The organism is Paraburkholderia yinzeri (genome assembly GCF_046581065.1).
Classification (GTDB): domain Bacteria; phylum Pseudomonadota; class Gammaproteobacteria; order Burkholderiales; family Burkholderiaceae; genus Paraburkholderia.
The window spans coordinates 189,907-207,865 of record NZ_JBFOCJ010000002.1; the positions used below are offsets into that span (position 1 = coordinate 189,907).

The following is a 17,959-nucleotide window of genomic DNA, read 5'->3' on the forward strand; positions in this document are numbered from 1 at the left end:
GCCGCGCGGCTCAACCTGCGCGCTTAACGCCCTGCGGCGGCGCCACCATCTACCGCGAGAATAACACCGGTAGTAAAGTCAGCGTCCGTGAGATATCGAACTGCATCGACAATCTCCTTCACCTGGCCAAGTCGCCCAAACGGATTCAGAGTCGAGAGGAAGGCATGCTTTTCCGGGCTGTGGAGCGGGGTATCGACTACGCCGGGTGCTACCGCATTGACCTTGATGTTGTGCCTGGCAAGCTCGGTCGCAAGCGAACGGGTCGCCTGATTGAGGCCACCCTTCACCAGTGCCGGTAACGTGGCAGGCACGTTTGCATTGGGTTGAATGCCCACCACAGCCGTGATGTTGACGATATGTCCGCCGCCCTTTTCGGTCATATGCGCGGCCGCGATCTGAGTCGGATAGAAAAAACCGCGCAGGTTGGTGTCGATCAGCGTGTCGAAGTCGTCAGCCGTGTAGTGCGTGATCGGCTTCGCGATAAAGATGCCGGCGTTGTTGACGAGAATATCGACTTTCCCGAATCGGTCGATCGCGGCATCGAACAGGCGTCGCGACGTGTCGGCGACTGCGATGTCGCCTTCCACGCCGATATAATTTGCGGGATTGCCGAGCTTGACTGCCGCCGCTTCCAGTCGCTCGCGTGAGCGTCCATTGCCGACGACATTGAAGCCAGACGTCAGGTATGACTGAGCGAGTGCGAAGCCAATGCCGCTCGAGGCTCCGGTGATGATGACGGTGCGAGACATGATGAACTCCTGAAAATAAAAAGAAGGATTGTTGGCTTGACTGGCTGGCCAAACCGGCGGATCACGATGATGCTTCGCCGCGCTTGTCCGGGATATCTCTCTCAATCGATTCGAGCCTGGTGAGCACATTCATCATCACATTGATCGCCAGCGCCGCGACGATTGCGACGATCTCCGTATCCGTGAATCCCGATGCGCGGATCTGGTCGATATCGGCGTCGGCAATATGTCCTCGGTATCGAATCACCTGATCTGCGAAAGTGATGGCGGCCGACGCGCGTATGTCGAGTCCGGCTCGTTCGACGTTTCTCGTTCCCACCCAGGCAAGCGCCGCAGCACCGGCGGATGTAGCCGTGGCGTGATCGATGTGCTCGAGTGTTGCAATGTTGAGCGAATTCGAGAGTGCCTTGCGCATCGCGGCGTAACTATCGAGGACAGACTCACCCTGTGCGACTGCGTCGCGCGAACTCGTTGGCGTGTCCTTGCCGGTCCGTGTACGCTTTGCCCGGGCACGCGAGGATTTGAGCGGATCTCCGCGTACAGATGTGATCAACTGACGCATAGCGGTTGTCCTCCATGAGATGGTTCGCATGTCAATGCGAAAGACCGTATTAGCTACGCCGTACCGCACCATACGGAGCGACCGACACGGTGCGCGAATTCAAATCCGGTCAGGATCGACATCGTCATTCACGTTCTCGGCAAGAATCATCTCGTCCCAGTTCACTGGCCGCTGACTGGTCCCCCCTTTGGGCCGAAATACCGTATCTCCGCGTCGGATACTTTGGCCTGTTAATGAACAGAGTCCGTTGCGTGATGCCACGCCTTTTTGCCAGGTTTGATAGCCGTAGCGGCCTGCAGTGGATGTTTGCCATGACACGACAATCAGTCTGGACGTCAAAACATCAACCACACTGACTTTGCGCTCGACGAATTTGGACACGGGAACGCGTTGGCAAACGCGCAACGCTGCGTTCGTGGGATTGCTGCGGGAGCCTGCCCTCAAACCTGAGCAATGCACGACATCGGATAGGCTACGTTGTGCAGTTTCGCGCATATGAAATCTCCCGATCTGTTTGATGGCAATCGTTCAGATAGCGTCACGACATCTCTAGTCGATACGACCGCACGCGCGACCAAGCCGGGAAGAACGAGGTCGGAACAGTCGTTTGTCCATTGGCAATTGTGCCGATCACCGGGTTTGTGGTGAATCCATCAAATCCGAGAGACATATCTTCAAAAAGTGACGAAGTGGAGTCACCTCGTATGCGGGACAATGCAGCTATCGAGTTCCTCACAACATTCCACGCGGTCCATCGATCTCTTTTGGCGCTATCCAAAGCTGCGGAAGAAAAAGTCGACGAGACCGTATCGGATACGCTTGCATTTCTCGGGCGAGTACAGAATGATCACTGATGCGTGATTTCTTCGACTATGGGGCTTTCCATTTGAAAATAAGTTGCATAATAAAACTTATGAGGCGGTCAATGTTGAAAAGGAAACGATCTGCACTGGCAGGCTTTCTGGCGCTCGGCATCGCGACGGGAAGTGTCGGTGTGCATGCACAGGTCTCCGAGAGTGGCTATACGCTCCCGATGAACCTTGCTCTGCAGGGTGCGCTTGAAGCGGTGCGAACCTGCGCAGCGTCTGGATACGATGTGACGGCGACTGTCGTCGACGTGGCGGGGACGCCGCAGGTGGTACTGCGCGGCGATCACGCTACTATCCACACGAAAGACTCGGCTTTCCGAAAGGCTTATACGATCGTCACGATGGGGCCGATCTTCCATATCGACACAACGAGCCAGTTTCTCGCATTGCTGTCCAAATATCCTGCTCTCGCCGGCCAAGGACTTGCATCGACGCCGAATGTCGTTGCTCTCCCCGGCGGGGCGGCCATAAAGTTTCATGACGAAATCGTTGGCGGAATTGGTGTTGGCGGCTCGCCGGGGGGTGACAAGGACGAAGTTTGTGCGAAAGCAGGTGCCGCCAAAGTGGAGAGCTTGATCCTGCATTGATTCAGGGGTGCAGGAACAGCGGGTAGATTGATGTCGTACAACCCTTTGGGTGCGCGTGGCGCCATCCTGGGGCAACCGTTTTGCGTTGTCGGGAAAATACCGATCTGATAGCTGAACAGCAGCTCTCAGTACGTGCTGTCCGGATGTAAGAACACTCGCTACCGGATGACGACATCCAGTGCGTTGTTGATGACGATAGTCAGAAGGAGCAAGAAAATGGCAGTGGAATCACGGACACGCGGTGTCGATCATGTTGGCCTGACAGTGCGCAATCTGGCCGATACCCGGGACTTCTTTATCGACTGTCTCGGCTGGGAACAGGTCGGGGAGAAGCCGGAGTATCCGGCGATTTTCGTCTCCGACGGTTATGCCCGGTTGACACTCTGGGAGGTAAAGAATCTGGAGCATGTAGTGGCATTCGATCGCAAGTCGAACATCGGCCTGCATCATCTTGCTATCAAGGTCGAGAGCCCGGATGCTCTCGACGATATCTTCCACCGTGTTTCGAACTGGCCCGGCGTGCAAGTCGAATTTATGCCGGAGCCGCTGGGAAAAGGACCGAAGACGCATACGATGATCTACGAGCCGGGCGGCATTCGCATTGAATTCAATTACGCACCGGGCGTCTGATGGATAGCGCTGGCACAAGGATAAGGTACTGGACTCGCAGTTTGGGATGAAATCGGATCTCGTTCATCCGTTCATTTCTTTGCACCGCGTTCCTGAGAGGCGAGGAAAGCGATCAGGCTAGCTGCGCAAAGGAAGATGGCGGCGGTGTACTCGGCGGCACGGACGCCGGACAACGTCACAGGGTCACCGAGTAATGCTCCGAGCACGGCTACGCCGATAACGCCACCAGCCTGGCGCGCACTGTTCAAAATACCGGAGGCGAGGCCGCCCTGACTACGCGCTACGGAATCCAGGACTGCAAGGCCCATGGCAGGCGTTGTTACGCCGGCGCCTAACCCGATGATGATAAGCGGCAGGATCGAAGCTTGGGGTACCAGAAGGCGTTCGGGCACAGCGAGTAGCAGCACGCCGAACCCGGCTGCGAGATGTCCCCAAATGAGCGGCTTAAATGGACTGTACTTGCGCAGGATTCTTGTACCAATGCGTGTCCCACCGGCAAGCGCAAGAGTCATCGGCAAAAAGAGCAGCCCGGCAGACATCGGCGTCAAATCGAAGAGACGTTGAAATTTGAGGCTAAGAACGAAGATGAGACCGTAAATGGCTACGTTATGCAGCGATCCCGCGAGAGAAACTGGACCGAGCGTGCGAATCGTCAAGAGTTGCAATGGCAGCATCGGGCTCTTTTGCCGGCCCTCTACGATGAGGAAGGTGCCAGCGAATACCACGCACGCTACACCTGAAGCGACCAGACCCGCGCCGTGCGAAGCAGGGCGGCCGGAGCTGATGAGCGCATAGGTGGCGCTAGCCAGAGTAGCGACGCCGAGCAATTGACCGAGCGGGTCGAGCGAGCGCGTGACGTGGTGCGCGGCTTTGGGCACATGACCATGCGTCATCCAGAGCGCGAGCAGGCCCACAGGCAGATTGACGAGAAAGATGCTGCGCCAGCCGAGCGTCTGCACGAGGACTCCTCCGAGCACAGGACCGACCGCAATGCCCACCGCGCCTGCGCTCGCCCACGCGCCGATCGCCTTCGATCGCTGCGTCGCGTCCAGAAAGGTGTGATTGATGGCAGCGAGCGAGTTCGGCAGCAGCAATGCGGCACCGACGCCCTGCAAAATACGTGCAAACTGCAGGGAGGTCATCGTAGGTGCGACGCCACAGAGGCCGGAAGCAATAGTGAAGACGAGCAACCCCGTCATAAAGATACCTTTCACGCCAAGTCTGTCGCCGATCGCACCGGAGCCGAGGAGGAGGCTGGCGAAAATCATCGCGTAGCCGTCCACAAGCCACTGGAGCGACGCCACATTCGAATGAAAGTCCGTACCGATTCGTGCGAGCGCGAGATTCACGATCGAGGTGTCCAGCACGATCATGAAGAATGCAGCGCTGGTAGCCAGAACTGGAACCCAGTAAGCGAGGAAATTTGACTGAGATGATGTCCGATTATCGATGGTGTTCATGAGTTGCGTATCACGCTTTTGGGCTTGATGTGGACAGTAGTGGCGGCCGCGACGTTGCTTTGCGTTCTGGGGTCGAGTCGAACCTGGTGATCCGCACCCTCCCGGTCGCGTTGTCTCGCGATAGATATTGCCTTCTCCGCTCCCATTTTTTAATTCACTAAATTCGAGTTACTTTTTCTCGAAAACTGGATAGACATCTTGGACCGTCTGGAAGCAATGAGCATGCTGCTCGCGGCGGCGGAGAAAGGCAGTCTTTCTGCCGCTGCCCGAGGACTCAACATTCCCATACCGACGCTCACACGCAAAGTTAGCGAGCTGGAGGCCCAATTGGGTACCAAGCTTCTGCTGCGCACGACGCGCAAGCTGACACTAACCGATGCGGGTAATGCCTACGCGGTCGCTGCGCGGCAGATACTGGAACTTGTCGAAGAGCAGGAGAGAGATGTAGCGGGCGAATTCACGGTACCGCGCGGGGAACTCGTGGTTGCAACGCCTGTATTGTTTGGTCGTGTGCACGTGCTACCGAAAATCGTCGATTTCCTCGCGCTATTTCCGGATATTAACGTGACGGTACTACAGTCGGATCGCAACATCGATCTGGTCGATTCACGTGTAGACGTCGCTGTTCGCATCGGGCGGCTGCCGGACAGTAATCTGATCGCCACCAGACTCTGTGCTTTTCGCGTCGTGGTATGCGGGAGCCCGGCGTTACTGGCCGGGCAAGGCGTGCCACGCCAGCCTGGCGATTTGACCTCCATGCCGACGGTCGTATTCACTGGTCCGATGCTATCTCCAACATGGCGTTTCAGATCGCCGGATTCCCATGAGTCGATGTCGGTGACCGTCAAACCACGGCTTCAGGTGTCGACACCCGATACGGCCGCGGAAGCGGCCATCCGTGGGATCGGCGTGACTCAATTGCTTCACTGTCACGTAGCCGAAGCCGTCGAGTCAGGCAAATTGAGCCTGCTCCTGGAAGAGTACGAAGTCGAGCCGGTACCGGTACATCTTGTGCACGTTTCACGTAATTTGATGCCATTGAAGCTGCGGCGTTTTATCGACTTCGTGGCGCCTCAATTGCGCGAGTCGCTGGCGAGGTTCGGCTCTTAGAAACGGTTTCAAAAAGAGTTCGTAGGGGCTGTTAACCCGTAACGCAACCTGTTAACCTCGATTGTTGTGACAACAGGATCGAGGAGATGGGCAAACCAATCATCGACGACGAACTGTGGGCACTGATCGAGCCACTGCTACCACCAGCGAAGCCACGCCGCTTCAAGTATCCGGGTCGCAAGCCGGTACCGGATCGGGCTGCGCTGACCGGCATCTTGTTTGTGCTGAAGACCGGCATCCGCTGGCGAGATCTGCCAGCGGAGATGGGATGCGGCTCCGGCGTCAGTTGCTGGCGCAGGCTGCGCGATTGGCAGCAAGCCGGCGTGTGGGATCGACTGCACGCACTGCTGCTGGCGAAACTGCGAGCGGCCGGGAAGATCGACTTCTCCCGCGTCGTCGTCGACTCATCGTCGATTCGCGCGGTTGGGGCGGGCGAAAAACTGGCCCGAACCCCACCGATCGAGCACGACCTGGTTCCAAACACCACATCGCCACCGACGCTAACGGCACGCCGATCGCGGCAATCCTGACCGGCGCCAATCGTCACGACGTTACCCAGCTGATCCCGTTGATCGAGGCCATCGTGCCGATTAGCGGGGTGCGCGGCAGGCCGCTGAGTCGTCCTGGCCGTGTCTACGCCGATCGTGGTTACGATCATGACAAGTACCGGCGCCTCCTGCACGTGCGCAACATCCCCACCCGCATCGCACGGCGCGGTCACCCGCACGGTAGCGGCCTTGGAAAAGTTCGTTGGGTCGTCGAACGTACCCATGCCTGGTTGCATAACTTCCGCCGTTTGCGTATTCGCTTCGAACGCCGTGCGGACATTCACGACGCGTTCCTCAAACTCGGTTGTTGCCTGATCTGCTGGAACACTCTTCAGCGAACTCAACAGCCTTTATGAAACCGTCTCTTAGGGGTGACCTGGTTGAAGGGTGCAGCAAGCTTCCCGGCTAACTGCGATTGAGAGAGGAAAGCGAATTTTGGCGTGGCTAAGCCGGTTATACGCGAACGTCGTCATTGGATCGGCCGAAAGCTTGCCTGCTCGGATTGCGAGAAGATGAAATTCATTTTCAGCAGATTCAACTTCGGGACGAATTTCGCCATTATGACCCTACCCGTTGAATGAACAGGAAGCTATCGTGTCCCGCCTCGCTGTCCCCGATCGCGACGATGTCCCCGAAGGGTCGCGGAAAATTCTGGATGCAGTCCATGACTGGCTCGGGGTAGTGCCGAACGCATTCCGGCTTATGGGTAGCAACCCCGCTGTTCTTCGAGGCTACAGCGTCATGAATCAGGTACTCATGGATACGCTTGATACCAAGACGCTCGCGCGCATTGCACTTGCAGTCGCACAGCTTTATAGCTGCGATTACCTCGTCTCCGAGCAGCGTTATCTGGCACTGAATGTGGCACGCATGCCTCCTGAGGAAATCGAACTCAGCAGAATCGGGCAAGCGAGCAGTGCAAGGACCAAGGCAGTGCTCGCCTTTGCCTTGAAAGTTGCCGGCGAACGGGGACAAATTAGCGCAGACGATGTTGAAGCGATACGCAACGCAGGTCTCAGCCACGCTGAGATTCTGGCCGTTGTCGGTGCTGTGAGTCTGAACGTGATGACAAGCTTGCTCTGTCAGGTATCAAAAGTGGAGATTGATTTCCCTGTCCTTCGTTGCAGCGAATGGATCTGATACCGCAGGGACAGGGTGAATGTCCGTAAGAACGGTTAGAGATTGACGTTTCGTCGGCTATATCTTTCTGCGGATGGACGGAGGGTGGTGCCGCTGTATATCGACGCGGCGTTGTTCAACAGGCTATTCGCAGTCGGACGATCTGACGAAGGCGGTAATTGGCGTGAGGGACCGCGCCTCGGGGCATTAGTCGTGCCCTAACACACGCGAATTGCGACTGGCGATTACGAGCTTGGTCGCAGAGGTCGCGCCGGGTCCAGGCTCGAATCGGACATCCTGAAATGACAGCGGACGACCACCCTTTTCCCGCACTTCCAGGCGTTCCACCGGGCGCCCAGTTTTTTCGGACACCATTTGTATGGGTGGCTTGCCAGCTTTGGCTAACCATCGATCACCCCATTGCATCAGCGACACAACAACGGGATAGAGGTCTTCGCCCTTCTTCGTGAGCCGATATCCGTCCGTGTTGGCTCGCTCTTCCAGGGGATAGCGCTCGATGATGCCCAGGATGATCAGGCGTTCCAAACGAGTGGCCAGTATGTTTCGCGCGATGCCCAACTCGCGCTGAAACTCATCAAATCGTCGCGAACCTTGTGTGCACTCGCGCACAATAAGTAGCGACCACCATTCCCCGACCTGTTCGAGTGCCCGTGCAATCGAACAATTCATGCCCGTAAATTCCTTCCTGCGCATCGCAACACCTCAAGGTCCGGCCCGGTGCCAGTCCGGACCCATCTGAACGCTGGAGAAAGTCTAGCACCATACAGTTGCTTTTTGCAACTTATAGGGATACAGGCGAGCAGACGGAGAGCGCGAGCCGGACAACGGCTGCTGCGGGCGAAGAGCTAATCGCATAGCACGCTTTGCCGACGGCAAATCGTTGGTTCGCTGAAGATCCAGCTATTCGATTTCCGAGTAAGACTAAATCGGCTTTGATGGATTAATTTTCACGACGATTAGCTGCATGATGCGCTGCGGGTGATGGCGAATGTCTCCCGAGGGTCATTGGAGGCAAGAACATCACTGCATATTGCTGAGGCAATGCCAGAGGATCAGAGCGGCGCAGCAGTATGGCATTTGTCGGTGGCAAGCCAGGCCACGGAACAGGTGCATCTACACTTTACTGGAGTTGGGTTATGTGGATTGTTCGGGTCGCGCTCAAGAGACCCTACACGTTCATCGTTCTGGCTTTGCTGCTCGCCGTTGTTGGACCGCTTGCAGTGCTCAGAATGCCGACAGATATTTTTCCGAATATCAACATTCCCGTCGTCAGTGTCATATGGAACTACAATGGGCTCCCTCCGCAGGAGATGAGCGACCGAATCACGGGCGGGTTCGAGCGTCTGACGCTCGTGACGGTGAACAACATCGACCACATCGAGTCTCAATCGCTCAACGGCGTGGCCGTCATCAAGTATTACTTTCATCCGGGCACTAACGTCTCTATTGCCACCAGCCAGATGACGGCTGGCGCTCAATGGTGGCTGAAGCAGTTGCCGCCCGGCACGACGCCACCGCTGATCGTGAATTACAACGCGTCGAGCGTGCCGATCATCCAGCTTGCACTTTCCAGCAAGAGTATTCCCGAGCAAGGTCTGTACGATCTCGCCAACAACTTCGTTCGCACGCAGCTAGCCGGTGTTGCGGGGGCGTCGATTCCCTTTCCCTATGGTGGACGTCTGCGTCAGGTTCAGGTCGATCTCGACCAAAATCTTCTGCAGGCACGTGGGATCTCGGCGAATGATGTCGTGAATGCTCTCGGGGAACAAAACCTCATCATCCCGGCGGGAACGGAGAAGGTGGGGGACTTCGAATACAACGTCAGGCTCAATGGCAGTCCGGCGGAAGTTCAGGCGCTCAACGATCTGCCTGTCAAGGTCGTGAACGGAACGATCATCTACATGCACGATGTCGCCCACGTGCGCGATGGCTCGGCGCCGCAAACCAACATTGTGCGTGTCGATGGTCAGCATGCGACGCTTATGACGATCCAGAAGACGGGAACAGCGTCCACGCTGGATATTATTGATCAGATCAAGCAGCTATTGCCTCAGGTGCGCGACGCGTCGCCTCCGGCGCTGGATATTCATCCTATCGGCGATCAATCGGTCTTCGTCAGGTCGGCAATTGACGGGGTAGTGCGAGAAGGTCTCATCGCTGCGGCGTTGACGGCGCTGATGATCTTGCTCTTTCTGGGTAGCTGGCGCTCCACGCTCATCATCGCCATCTCGATTCCATTGTCTGTTCTCTGCTCGCTGGTCGGACTTTCGATGTTGGGCGAGACGATCAATATCATGACGTTGGGCGGTCTTGCGCTTGCCGTCGGTATTCTTGTCGACGATGCTACGGTCGCAATCGAAAACATCAACGCACATCTTGAACTAGGTGAAGAAGTAGAAGCCGCGATTCTTGCGGGTGCACAGGAAATCGCGGTCCCGGCGTTTGTCGCGACGCTTTGTATCTGCATCGTATTCGTGCCGATGTTTTTCCTGAATGGTGTGGCACGCTATCTGTTCGTTCCATTGGCAGAAGCGATCTGTTTTGCGATGCTGGCGTCCTATCTCATCTCGCGCACGCTGGTTCCGACGCTGGCCAAATATTGGCTGCGCATGCACAACCCGCACGATGATAAAAAAGAAACGCCACGCAATCCTCTCTCCAGGATACAGACCGCATTCCAGCGTGGCTTCGAAGCGCTGCGAAAGCGCTACAGCAATGTGCTCGCCGCCGCGATTGCCTATCGAAAGCGCTTCATCGTAATGTTTCTTGGGTGCATTGCTTTATCGTTCGCGCTGGTGCCTTGGCTCGGCAGCAACTTCTTCCCCGCGGTGGATAGTGGCCAAATCAAGCTGCATCTGCGGGGGCACGCCGGGTTGCGCGTCGAGGAGACTGCACGGCTGACCGACGAAGTTGAAGCCGCTGTGCGGCAGGTCATTCCCCAAAGCCAGATATCGAGTCTCGTCGACAACGTCGGTTTGCCAGTTAGCGGTATTAATCTTTCGTATAGCAATTCCGCGCCGGCCAGTGCGGCCGATGCGGACATTCTCATCACACTGAAACCGGACCACCGGCCGACTGCGGACTACGTCCGTAGCCTGCGCGCAATCCTGCCAGACGCGTTCCCGGGGGTTACGTTCTCTTTCCTGCCGGCGGACATTGTCACGCAGATCCTGAACTTTGGCGTGCCTGCACCCATCGATATCCAGATAAGTGGCTTCAACGTGGGCGCCAACAATGCTTTTGCCCAGAAACTTCTTGAGCAGGTACGGCATGTGACGGGTATTGCAGATGTACGCATCCAGCAGGACTTTGACTATCCCGAGTTCGATGTGAAGGTTGATCGTAGTCGCGGACAGGAAGTCGGTCTTTCACAACGTGAAGTCGCGAACGATCTGCTGTTCACGCTAACTGGCAGTTTCCAAACGAATCCGACTTTTTGGCTCGATCCGAAGAATGGGGTTTCGTATCCGATTGTGGTGCAAACGCCGCAGCCGCAGCTCGATTCGCTCGATGCCTTGCGCAACGTAACGCTTACAAGCGCCAACGGCGGCCGCATGCAGATCCTCGGCGCGGTTAGCAGCATTTCGCACAGCGTAGGTCCCGCTGTGGTTACGCACTACAACGTCAAACCGACCATCGACATCTACGCGGCAGCACAGGACCGTGACCTTGGCGCGATCAATGGCGATCTGACTCGTCTCGTCGATTCAGCGAAGAAAAGTTTGCCGCGCGGTTCGACCATCGCCATCCGTGGGCAGGTGCTGACCATGCAGACGTCGTTTATCGGATTGCTCGGTGGCCTCGCGTTCGCCGTTCTGCTGGTATATCTGCTTATTGTGATCAATTTCCAGTCATGGACAGACGCCTTCATCATTATCACGGCATTGCCTGCCGCGATGGCCGGGATCGTATGGATGCTTTTCCTTACGCGCACACCACTCAGCGTACCCGCGCTTACCGGCGCAATCATGAGCATCGGCGTTGCTACAGCAAACAGCATTCTGGTGGTCAGCTTTGCCAGAGAGCGCACGCAGGAACTCGGGGGAGATGCGATCAGGGCTGCGATGGACGCCGGTTTTTCCCGCTTCCGCCCTGTGTTGATGACTGCGCTCGCCATGATTATCGGTATGGTGCCCATGGCTCTCGGACTCGGTGATGGCGGCGAGCAGAATGCTCCGCTTGGCCGGGCGGTTATCGGTGGACTTTGCCTCGCCACGGTGGCCACCTTGCTCTTCGTGCCTGCGGTGTTCGGTCTGATTCATGGTCGCGCCGACAACATTCTCGAACCTCAACGCATGGCAGAGCCCGCATCGGATAAGGAGAATCGAACATGAATAGCGCTCGTCTGCCACACCGCAGGTGGATCACAGTGTGTGTCGCCGGACTCCTCTTGTGTACGGTTGGTTGGGGTGTTTGGTCGCGCGTCCACGCCGAGAACTCGCTAGTACAGCTAACAGAAAAGGAATCCGTGCCGACAGTGTCGGTAATCCTTGCTATGGCCGGTCCGGCAACCGCTGAGGTTGTATTACCTGGCACAGTGCAAGCCGAATATGACACGCCGATCTATGCTCGAACGAGCGGCTATATCAAGCACTGGTACGTCGATATCGGCACGAGAGTAAAGGCGGGGACTGTACTCGCGGAGATCGACGCTCCCGAAGTCGATCGACAGCTACAGCAGGCGAAGGCAGATTTGCTCACTGCACAGGCCAACAATCGACTGGCCCAATCGACGGCGAAGCGCGTTTACGCTTTGTTGCCCACGCAATCGGTTTCAGCCGAGCAGGACGATCAAGCGCAGAGTGACGCCGCTGCCAAGGCGGCAGCCGTGGCGTCAGCTCAAGCCAACGTGGCGCGTCTATCCGAACTGGTTGGATTCGAACGGGTCGTCGCACCTTACGACGGCGTTGTCACTGCACGCGAAACTGATGTGGGCAATCTGATTAACGCCGGGAGCGGCACCGGTCCAGAGTTGTTCCGGGTAGCGGATACGAGCAAGCTACGTATCTACGTTCAGGTTCCGCAAAGCTACGCAGCGCTGATCCGGCCAGGTGTCGCGACTATGCTCGCATTTCCTGAATATCCGGGGCGTATGTTTCCTGCTCGCTTCACGCGCTCGGCAGATGCGATAGAACCCATCTCCCGTACGCTTCTCGTAGAACTGGAGACCGATAACGCGAAGGGTGAACTATTGCCGGGCGGCTACACGGAGGTCCATTTCACGCTGCCGGTGGAGCAGCGCGGGGTAAATGTACCGGCCAATGCGTTGCTTTTTCGTTCCGAGGGCGTACGCATCGCAACTGTCAATGCTGATGGTGTGGTTGAGCTGCATCCGGTCACCTTAGGCCGCGACTTCGGCGCAACCATCGATGTTACCACTGGCATCTCACAAGGCGCCCGCGTTGTCCTTAATCCACCGGCATCGTTGGCCACAGGACAACGTGTTCGTTTGCAGCAGGCGCAAGGGCACGCGCAGGGGGCTCGCTCATGAGACGGCTACTTCGAGGTGGCGCATCGCTCCTGGTCTGTATTCTGAGCGCTTGCGACCTGGCACCGGCGTATGCGCCTCCTGTTGTGGCGGTGCCGAGCGGATTTAAGGAATCGGTTGACTGGACCACCGCAACACCCCAGGACGCCGTGGCGCGTGGCCCATGGTGGCAGATGTTCGGGGATCCGACCTTAGACCAGATCGAGGATCAGGTTGGGATTGCCAATCAGGATCTCGAGGTCGCGCTTGCGCGATACGATGAGGCGCGTGCCGACGCGAAGAGCGCGCAGGCTGACTATTACCCTTCTGTGGATGCCGGAGGCTCCGTATCGCGTGCGGGCCTGTCGCCGGAGGCGCCGAATTCGCTGCCAAATCGTACGTATTACAACTATAGCCTTGGGCTCGATTTCAGCTATGAAATTGATGTTTGGGGACGCGTACGTAACCAGGCCAAGGCAGGGGTAGCCCTGGAGCAGGCTAGTGCCGGCGATCTGGCGACTGTGTCTCTGAGTCTGCATGCAGAGCTTGCTACCGACTACTTTATCCTTCGCGGCGACGATGCCCAGCAGGAGGTTCTTGATCGCACCGTTGACAACTATCGGAAGGCACTCGAACTCACGAAGGCGCGCTTTACAGCCGGTTATGCTGCAAGGCCTGATGTGTCTGCGGCCGAGGCTCAGTATGAGAGTGCGAAGACAGAAGCCACGGAAATCCGCCTCAAGCGAACCAACCTCGAGCATGCTATCGCGGTCCTTACGGGACAACCGCCTGAGGGCTTTACGCTCCCACCTGGTGCTCTCCAAACGGTACCGCCAGATGTGGCACCTGTACTCCCGGCCACACTACTCGAACGACGCCCCGATATTGCCGCTGCGGAACGGCGTGTCGCCGCTGCCAATGCAGACATCGGGGTCGCCAAGGCCGCATACTTCCCAGCGTTCAACCTTAACGCGCTGTTTGGCGTACAGGCAGCGGTTCCGAGCCGGTTTTTCACTGCGCCCGCAGAGGCGTGGTCGCTTGGGCCTACGACCGTGCTCAATCTGCTCGATGGAGGAAAACGACGGGCACTTAACGACCGCGCGCTCGCAGCTCATGAGGAAGCAGCCGCACAGTATCGACAGACAGTCCTGATCGCCTATCGAGAGGTGGAAGACAGCCTTGCTTCGTTGCATCTGTTAGCCCGCGAAACGGCGACTCAACAGGCGGCGGTCGATGCGGCCAGGGAGTCGGCGGCGCAAGCAGAGCGGCTCTACACGGGCGGGCTGGAGAACTACTATAACGTTATCGTGGCACAGGACGTCGAACTTGGCGCTCGCCTGGCCGAGGTTGACATCCAGACGCGCCGAATGACAGCAGACGTCGCGCTTATAAAGGCACTGGGTGGCGGATGGGATAGCAAGACCGGACTCAATAACGATCCCCAGACCGCTATGACAATGTCTTCACCGGAGGCCCGGGCAATTCGGGCCGTTTCACCGGAGAGTCGTCCCGCGCCGTGAGGGCAGGCCAGTCTGGCTGCGCCTGAGCCTTCCGTCTGACGTCAGGCCTTTTTAAGGCCCCGCGGCGATTTACCTGCAGTTACAGATTAAGGAGATGGAAAGTGTTAGAACTTCGCCCGAACTGCGAGTGCTGCAACAAAGACTTACCCTTCGATTCTACCGAGGCGTTCATCTGCTCCTTCGAATGTACGTTCTGCCAGACGTGCACGGAACAAATCTTGAAGGACACCTGCCCAAACTGTGGTGGTGAACTGGTGTTTCGGCCACGTCGTCCTGCGAACAAACTGGCCAAATTTCCGACCTCGACAAAGCGGGTCTTCAATCCGGATTGTATGAAAAACGCTCAGTCAAGCACGTAAATCCGGTACCGAGAGATGGCGGACATTTTCTATAGTTCATCGCGCTCCGAACACTAAGCGTGAAATAGTCGTCCAGCGTATACCCACCTCATAGAATACGTTGAGAAAGCCTTTGACAATGTCGCACCTTGGCCGCCGAAGTGCTTTTTCAATACGGTTGCTTCTCCATAGCCAACACCGATTCCTGGGCCATCGCGTGCCGGAAAGGAGCCCGCAATGAAGCGAGCGTTGAATGAACTGGAGCTAACCGGGAGATCCAGGACTCACGTTGAACAGTTCGTTGAGCCGAGATTTGCTGCACAGCCGGCAGCCGGACAGGCTTTCCTTGCCATGCGCGAAGAAGCGCGACGTGCTGGCATTGAACTGTCACCAATCAGTAGTTTCCGGGATTTCCGTATGCAGTTGAGAATCTGGAACGGGAAATTCAGTGGCAAAAAACCGCTATACGACAGCGAAGGGAAACCAAGAGAATTTCACACGCTGTCACCAACGCAAATCGTCGACTGCATCCTGAACTGGTCAGCTCTCCCCGGCGGGAGCCGTCACCAATGGGGCACCGAGATAGATGTAGTTGATCTATCCGTCATGCCATCTGATTACCGTCCAAAATTGCTGCCTGAGGAAGTTACCCCAGGTGGAATTTTCTGGAATCTGCATTGCTGGCTTGATGAAAATATTAGCCGGTTTGGCTTCTTCAGGCCGTACAAGCACTTCCTGGGCGGGATGTACCCGGAGCCGTGGCATCTCAGTTATGCTCCGTTGTCCGTCCCCGCGCTGCAACAGATGAATGTTCCTCTCCTGGCAAGCGCCATCCGGAAGGCAGATATGCTTGGAAAGGATCTTGTTCTTGAGCGGCTTCCTCAAATATACGAGCAGCACATGCTCACTATCTCTGGGCCGGAGCAACGGTGATGTCATATCGCTTCGCCGATATTGGGCATGATCTTGCGAACCAGAGGCGAGAGTAGCCTGGCCGTGTCCATGTCAACTACGTCAAACCCGGAAAGCGGGTATTTGCCGGTGCGACGATGAACAAACCACATGTCTCGAACCTGGTTCTCGAAGACGACTCCGAGATGTCTGTACTTTGAGCTGGTACCGATGAGCCCAGGCTTGCCAGGCGTTGCAGGGCGAGGCCGGCCACACATATACGATGCCACGGTGCTAGTGGAAATATCTATGGCCGTCCAATGCCTCTTGGCGGTTGCGTGATCAGGACTTGATGGGCGTGAGCGAACCGTGGCCACCACCCGGAACCTGAATACTCGCGCACGTGCCGCCCTGGACGAACTTCCACGAGTTACCCTGAAAGTCGACCGTCGACGTACCCTGGCAGGTCGTGCCCGGACCGGCAGCGCAATCGTTTTGCCCCTTAAGCGCAACGCCGTAGCATTTTTCCTTGTGAGCGGAAACGGCGGCATTCATTTCTGCGTTGGTGAGCGGTGCAGCGTGAGCGACGGAAGCGAGCAGGCTTGCAACGGCACTTGCGAGCAGGGTTGAAGTAACAGTGGTCTTCGCGGACATGCAGTTTCTCCGATGGTTGAGATGGAAGGTATCCGCAGCGGATACATAAGCTAGTTCGGTAGATACTGGACGTCGGTTACAGTGGCCGGAAAATTTCGAACCTGGACGTCATTGTCGAGAAAAATGGCTGGCGTAGTTTCGTAATGAAACCAATTGTCAACATACAGGCGTGTTGATCGATATCTCCGCCGAATGAGGAATATATGTTCGAAAAGTGAGAAAGTTGCATGATGAAATCCGTGGTAAAAACTCCAATACCAGCAGGAAACGCAGCGACCCCTCCCGACGATTGCCGCGCACACCGGAAAACGCTGAGTGCGCGAGTTGCAGTGGATACGTGCGCCAGGAGAGCCAGGCAACATTGAATCTGGACGAACAGCGACTGCGCAACCCTGCGCTGACCTCTCTTAAATTGGAGTTGTAATGCCTGATCGCACATCCTTTCTGGATCCAACCGCACGCAAGGACGGAGGCAATCCTTCGAATCCGCCTCGTCGCGCACTCCTCGCCGGCGGCGTGCTAGCTGCCGGCCTTGCCGCCAGTCTTCCCGTCGGGGCCGGGACACAACTGAGCGGTCTATCGGCCGACGTTGAGCATAAGTGGATCCGCGCGGATGGCGTGGACGTTTTCTACCGCGAAGCCGGTCCAGCCGATGCCCCCGTGTTGTTGCTGCTTCATGGGTTCGCGAACTCCTCGTTCTATTTTCGGCATCTGATGCCAAAACTCGCCGGCCGCTTCAGGATGATTGCACCAGATCTCCCGTCGTTCGGCTTTACCGAGATTCCGGCGGAGCGTAAGTACGTCTATGATTTCGCGTCGCTGGCCCGGACGATGACGGCATTTGTAGACGCATTGAATTTGAAACGGTACATCATGTACGTCTTCGACTACGGTGCGCCGGTTGGCTGGGAATTGGCGCTGAACTATCCGGATCGCGTAGCAGGCATCGTCAGTCAAAACGGCAACGCATATGTAGAGGGGCTGGGTGAAAAGGCCTGGGCGCCGCTACGCGCTTATTGGGCAAATCCGAGTCCTGACAAGCGAGAGCCAATCCGTGCTCGCCTGAGCCTTGAAGGAGTGAAAGCTGCCTACTTTCAAGGTGTGCCGGATCCACGCGTGATCGAGCCGGAGTCCTATACGCTCGACGCGGCGATTCTGGCGCGCCCCGGCAACGCCGATCTGCAGATTGATCTGAAGCTTGATTACAAGCGCAACATCGAGCGATATCCGCTGTATCAGGCATTTTTCCGCGAACGGCAACCGAAGCTCCTTGCAGTTTGGGGCCGCAACGATCTGTTCTTTATCCCTCCGGGCGCTGAGGCCTTTCGGCGCGACATTCCGGGTGCGCGCGTCGTTTTTCTCGATACGGGCCATTTTGCACTGGAGACGAACGTGGATTCGATCGCTCAGGAGATTCAGCAGTTTTTCTAATGC

At 57.0% G+C, this 17,959-nt stretch carries 17 protein-coding genes; 11 read left to right on the forward strand and 6 right to left on the reverse strand.

Translation table 11 applies throughout. The annotated features are described in order from the left end of the window. Positions 1-23: 23 nt before the first annotated feature. The 3 genes from WJ542_RS17970 to WJ542_RS17980 all read right to left on the reverse strand — a co-directional run bounded on the left by WJ542_RS17970 (position 24) and on the right by WJ542_RS17980 (position 1,692). On the reverse strand, positions 24-749 hold the full coding sequence (locus WJ542_RS17970; protein ID WP_411190764.1) for an SDR family NAD(P)-dependent oxidoreductase: 726 nt from the start codon (positions 747-749) through the stop codon (positions 24-26). 61 nt (positions 750-810) lie between these two features. Then, on the reverse strand, positions 811-1,311 hold the full coding sequence (locus tag WJ542_RS17975) for a carboxymuconolactone decarboxylase family protein (protein ID WP_411190766.1): 501 nt from the start codon (positions 1,309-1,311) through the stop codon (positions 811-813). Between the two features lie 99 nt (positions 1,312-1,410). Then, the gene (locus tag WJ542_RS17980; protein ID WP_411190767.1) at positions 1,411-1,692 is read right to left on the reverse strand and encodes a DUF3331 domain-containing protein; all 282 of its coding nucleotides are present in this window, start codon (positions 1,690-1,692) and stop codon (positions 1,411-1,413) included. Between the two features lie 544 nt (positions 1,693-2,236). On the opposite strand from WJ542_RS17980, the gene WJ542_RS17985 reads away from it, so the two are divergent. Both WJ542_RS17985 and WJ542_RS17990 read left to right on the forward strand, forming a co-directional pair. Continuing rightward, entirely contained in the window at positions 2,237-2,767 is a 531-nt protein-coding gene (locus WJ542_RS17985; protein WP_411190768.1) for a GlcG/HbpS family heme-binding protein, read from the forward strand. Between the two features lie 216 nt (positions 2,768-2,983). Beyond that, positions 2,984-3,397 (forward strand): VOC family protein, encoded by a 414-nt coding sequence (locus WJ542_RS17990; protein ID WP_411190769.1) that lies wholly within the window; start codon positions 2,984-2,986, stop codon positions 3,395-3,397. A gap of 71 nt (positions 3,398-3,468) precedes the next feature. On the opposite strand, the gene WJ542_RS17995 is transcribed toward WJ542_RS17990, so the two are convergent. Next, on the reverse strand, positions 3,469-4,857 hold the full coding sequence (locus WJ542_RS17995) for an MFS transporter (RefSeq protein WP_411190770.1): 1,389 nt from the start codon (positions 4,855-4,857) through the stop codon (positions 3,469-3,471). 198 nt (positions 4,858-5,055) lie between these two features. Between WJ542_RS17995 and WJ542_RS18000 the strand changes: the two genes are divergently transcribed. The 3 genes from WJ542_RS18000 (at position 5,056) to WJ542_RS18010 (ending at position 7,655) form a co-directional block, all read left to right on the forward strand. Beyond that, positions 5,056-5,967, forward strand: coding sequence for a LysR substrate-binding domain-containing protein (locus tag WJ542_RS18000; protein ID WP_411190771.1), 912 nt, complete (start codon positions 5,056-5,058; stop codon positions 5,965-5,967). Between the two features lie 86 nt (positions 5,968-6,053). Further along, positions 6,054-6,871 (forward strand): IS5 family transposase gene (locus tag WJ542_RS18005; RefSeq protein ID WP_411186887.1). Its coding sequence is split into 2 segments (ribosomal slippage): positions 6,054-6,402 and positions 6,402-6,871, totalling 819 coding nucleotides; the frame shifts between segments, so codons are not numbered across the junction. Positions 6,872-7,109: 238 nt separating this feature from the next. Then, complete coding sequence (locus tag WJ542_RS18010) at positions 7,110-7,655, forward strand: carboxymuconolactone decarboxylase family protein (RefSeq protein WP_411190772.1); 546 nt, start codon at positions 7,110-7,112, stop codon at positions 7,653-7,655. A 186-nt stretch (positions 7,656-7,841) separates the two neighbouring features. On the opposite strand, the gene WJ542_RS18015 is transcribed toward WJ542_RS18010, so the two are convergent. After that, positions 7,842-8,324, reverse strand: coding sequence for a winged helix-turn-helix transcriptional regulator (locus WJ542_RS18015; protein WP_411190773.1), 483 nt, complete (start codon positions 8,322-8,324; stop codon positions 7,842-7,844). A gap of 467 nt (positions 8,325-8,791) precedes the next feature. On the opposite strand from WJ542_RS18015, the gene WJ542_RS18020 reads away from it, so the two are divergent. From WJ542_RS18020 to WJ542_RS18040, 5 genes are all read left to right on the forward strand, one after another. Beyond that, positions 8,792-11,989: an efflux RND transporter permease subunit gene (locus WJ542_RS18020; RefSeq protein WP_411190774.1), complete on the forward strand. Its 3,198-nt coding sequence runs from the start codon at positions 8,792-8,794 to the stop codon at positions 11,987-11,989. Continuing rightward, positions 11,986-13,146 (forward strand): efflux RND transporter periplasmic adaptor subunit, encoded by a 1,161-nt coding sequence (locus WJ542_RS18025; RefSeq protein WP_411190775.1) that lies wholly within the window; start codon positions 11,986-11,988, stop codon positions 13,144-13,146. The genes WJ542_RS18020 and WJ542_RS18025 overlap by 4 nt, the downstream gene beginning before the upstream one ends. Next, on the forward strand, positions 13,143-14,642 hold the full coding sequence (locus WJ542_RS18030) for an efflux transporter outer membrane subunit (protein WP_411190776.1): 1,500 nt from the start codon (positions 13,143-13,145) through the stop codon (positions 14,640-14,642). Before WJ542_RS18025 ends, WJ542_RS18030 begins: the two co-directional genes overlap by 4 nt. A gap of 101 nt (positions 14,643-14,743) precedes the next feature. Continuing rightward, complete coding sequence (locus WJ542_RS18035) at positions 14,744-15,001, forward strand: DUF1272 domain-containing protein (protein ID WP_411190777.1); 258 nt, start codon at positions 14,744-14,746, stop codon at positions 14,999-15,001. Positions 15,002-15,217: 216 nt separating this feature from the next. Beyond that, positions 15,218-15,913, forward strand: coding sequence for a M15 family metallopeptidase (locus WJ542_RS18040; RefSeq protein ID WP_411190778.1), 696 nt, complete (start codon positions 15,218-15,220; stop codon positions 15,911-15,913). A gap of 300 nt (positions 15,914-16,213) precedes the next feature. Here WJ542_RS18040 and WJ542_RS18045 read toward each other — a convergent pair whose 3' ends face one another. Then, positions 16,214-16,525: a BufA1 family periplasmic bufferin-type metallophore gene (locus tag WJ542_RS18045; protein ID WP_411190779.1), complete on the reverse strand. Its 312-nt coding sequence runs from the start codon at positions 16,523-16,525 to the stop codon at positions 16,214-16,216. Between the two features lie 423 nt (positions 16,526-16,948). On the opposite strand from WJ542_RS18045, the gene WJ542_RS18050 reads away from it, so the two are divergent. Continuing rightward, a complete protein-coding gene (locus WJ542_RS18050) occupies positions 16,949-17,956 on the forward strand; it encodes an alpha/beta fold hydrolase (RefSeq protein WP_411190780.1) in 1,008 nt (335 codons plus the stop codon). The last annotated feature ends 3 nt before the right edge of the window (positions 17,957-17,959 follow it).

Bases quoted from the DNA above. Each gene is read 5' to 3' on its own strand.
- WJ542_RS17970 (WP_411190764.1), bottom strand. From the start codon at position 749: ATGTCTCGCACCGTCATCATCACCGGAGCCTCGAGCGGCATTGGCTTC.
- WJ542_RS17975 (WP_411190766.1), bottom strand. From the start codon at position 1,311: ATGCGTCAGTTGATCACATCTGTACGCGGAGATCCGCTCAAATCCTCG.
- WJ542_RS17985 (WP_411190768.1), top strand. From the start codon at position 2,237: ATGTTGAAAAGGAAACGATCTGCACTGGCAGGCTTTCTGGCGCTCGGC.
- WJ542_RS17990 (WP_411190769.1), top strand. From the start codon at position 2,984: ATGGCAGTGGAATCACGGACACGCGGTGTCGATCATGTTGGCCTGACA.
- WJ542_RS17995 (WP_411190770.1), bottom strand. From the start codon at position 4,857: ATGAACACCATCGATAATCGGACATCATCTCAGTCAAATTTCCTCGCT.
- WJ542_RS18015 (WP_411190773.1), bottom strand. From the start codon at position 8,324: ATGAATTGTTCGATTGCACGGGCACTCGAACAGGTCGGGGAATGGTGG.
- WJ542_RS18020 (WP_411190774.1), top strand. From the start codon at position 8,792: ATGTGGATTGTTCGGGTCGCGCTCAAGAGACCCTACACGTTCATCGTT.
- WJ542_RS18025 (WP_411190775.1), top strand. From the start codon at position 11,986: ATGAATAGCGCTCGTCTGCCACACCGCAGGTGGATCACAGTGTGTGTC.
- WJ542_RS18030 (WP_411190776.1), top strand. From the start codon at position 13,143: ATGAGACGGCTACTTCGAGGTGGCGCATCGCTCCTGGTCTGTATTCTG.
- WJ542_RS18040 (WP_411190778.1), top strand. From the start codon at position 15,218: ATGAAGCGAGCGTTGAATGAACTGGAGCTAACCGGGAGATCCAGGACT.
- WJ542_RS18045 (WP_411190779.1), bottom strand. From the start codon at position 16,525: ATGTCCGCGAAGACCACTGTTACTTCAACCCTGCTCGCAAGTGCCGTT.
- WJ542_RS18050 (WP_411190780.1), top strand. From the start codon at position 16,949: ATGCCTGATCGCACATCCTTTCTGGATCCAACCGCACGCAAGGACGGA.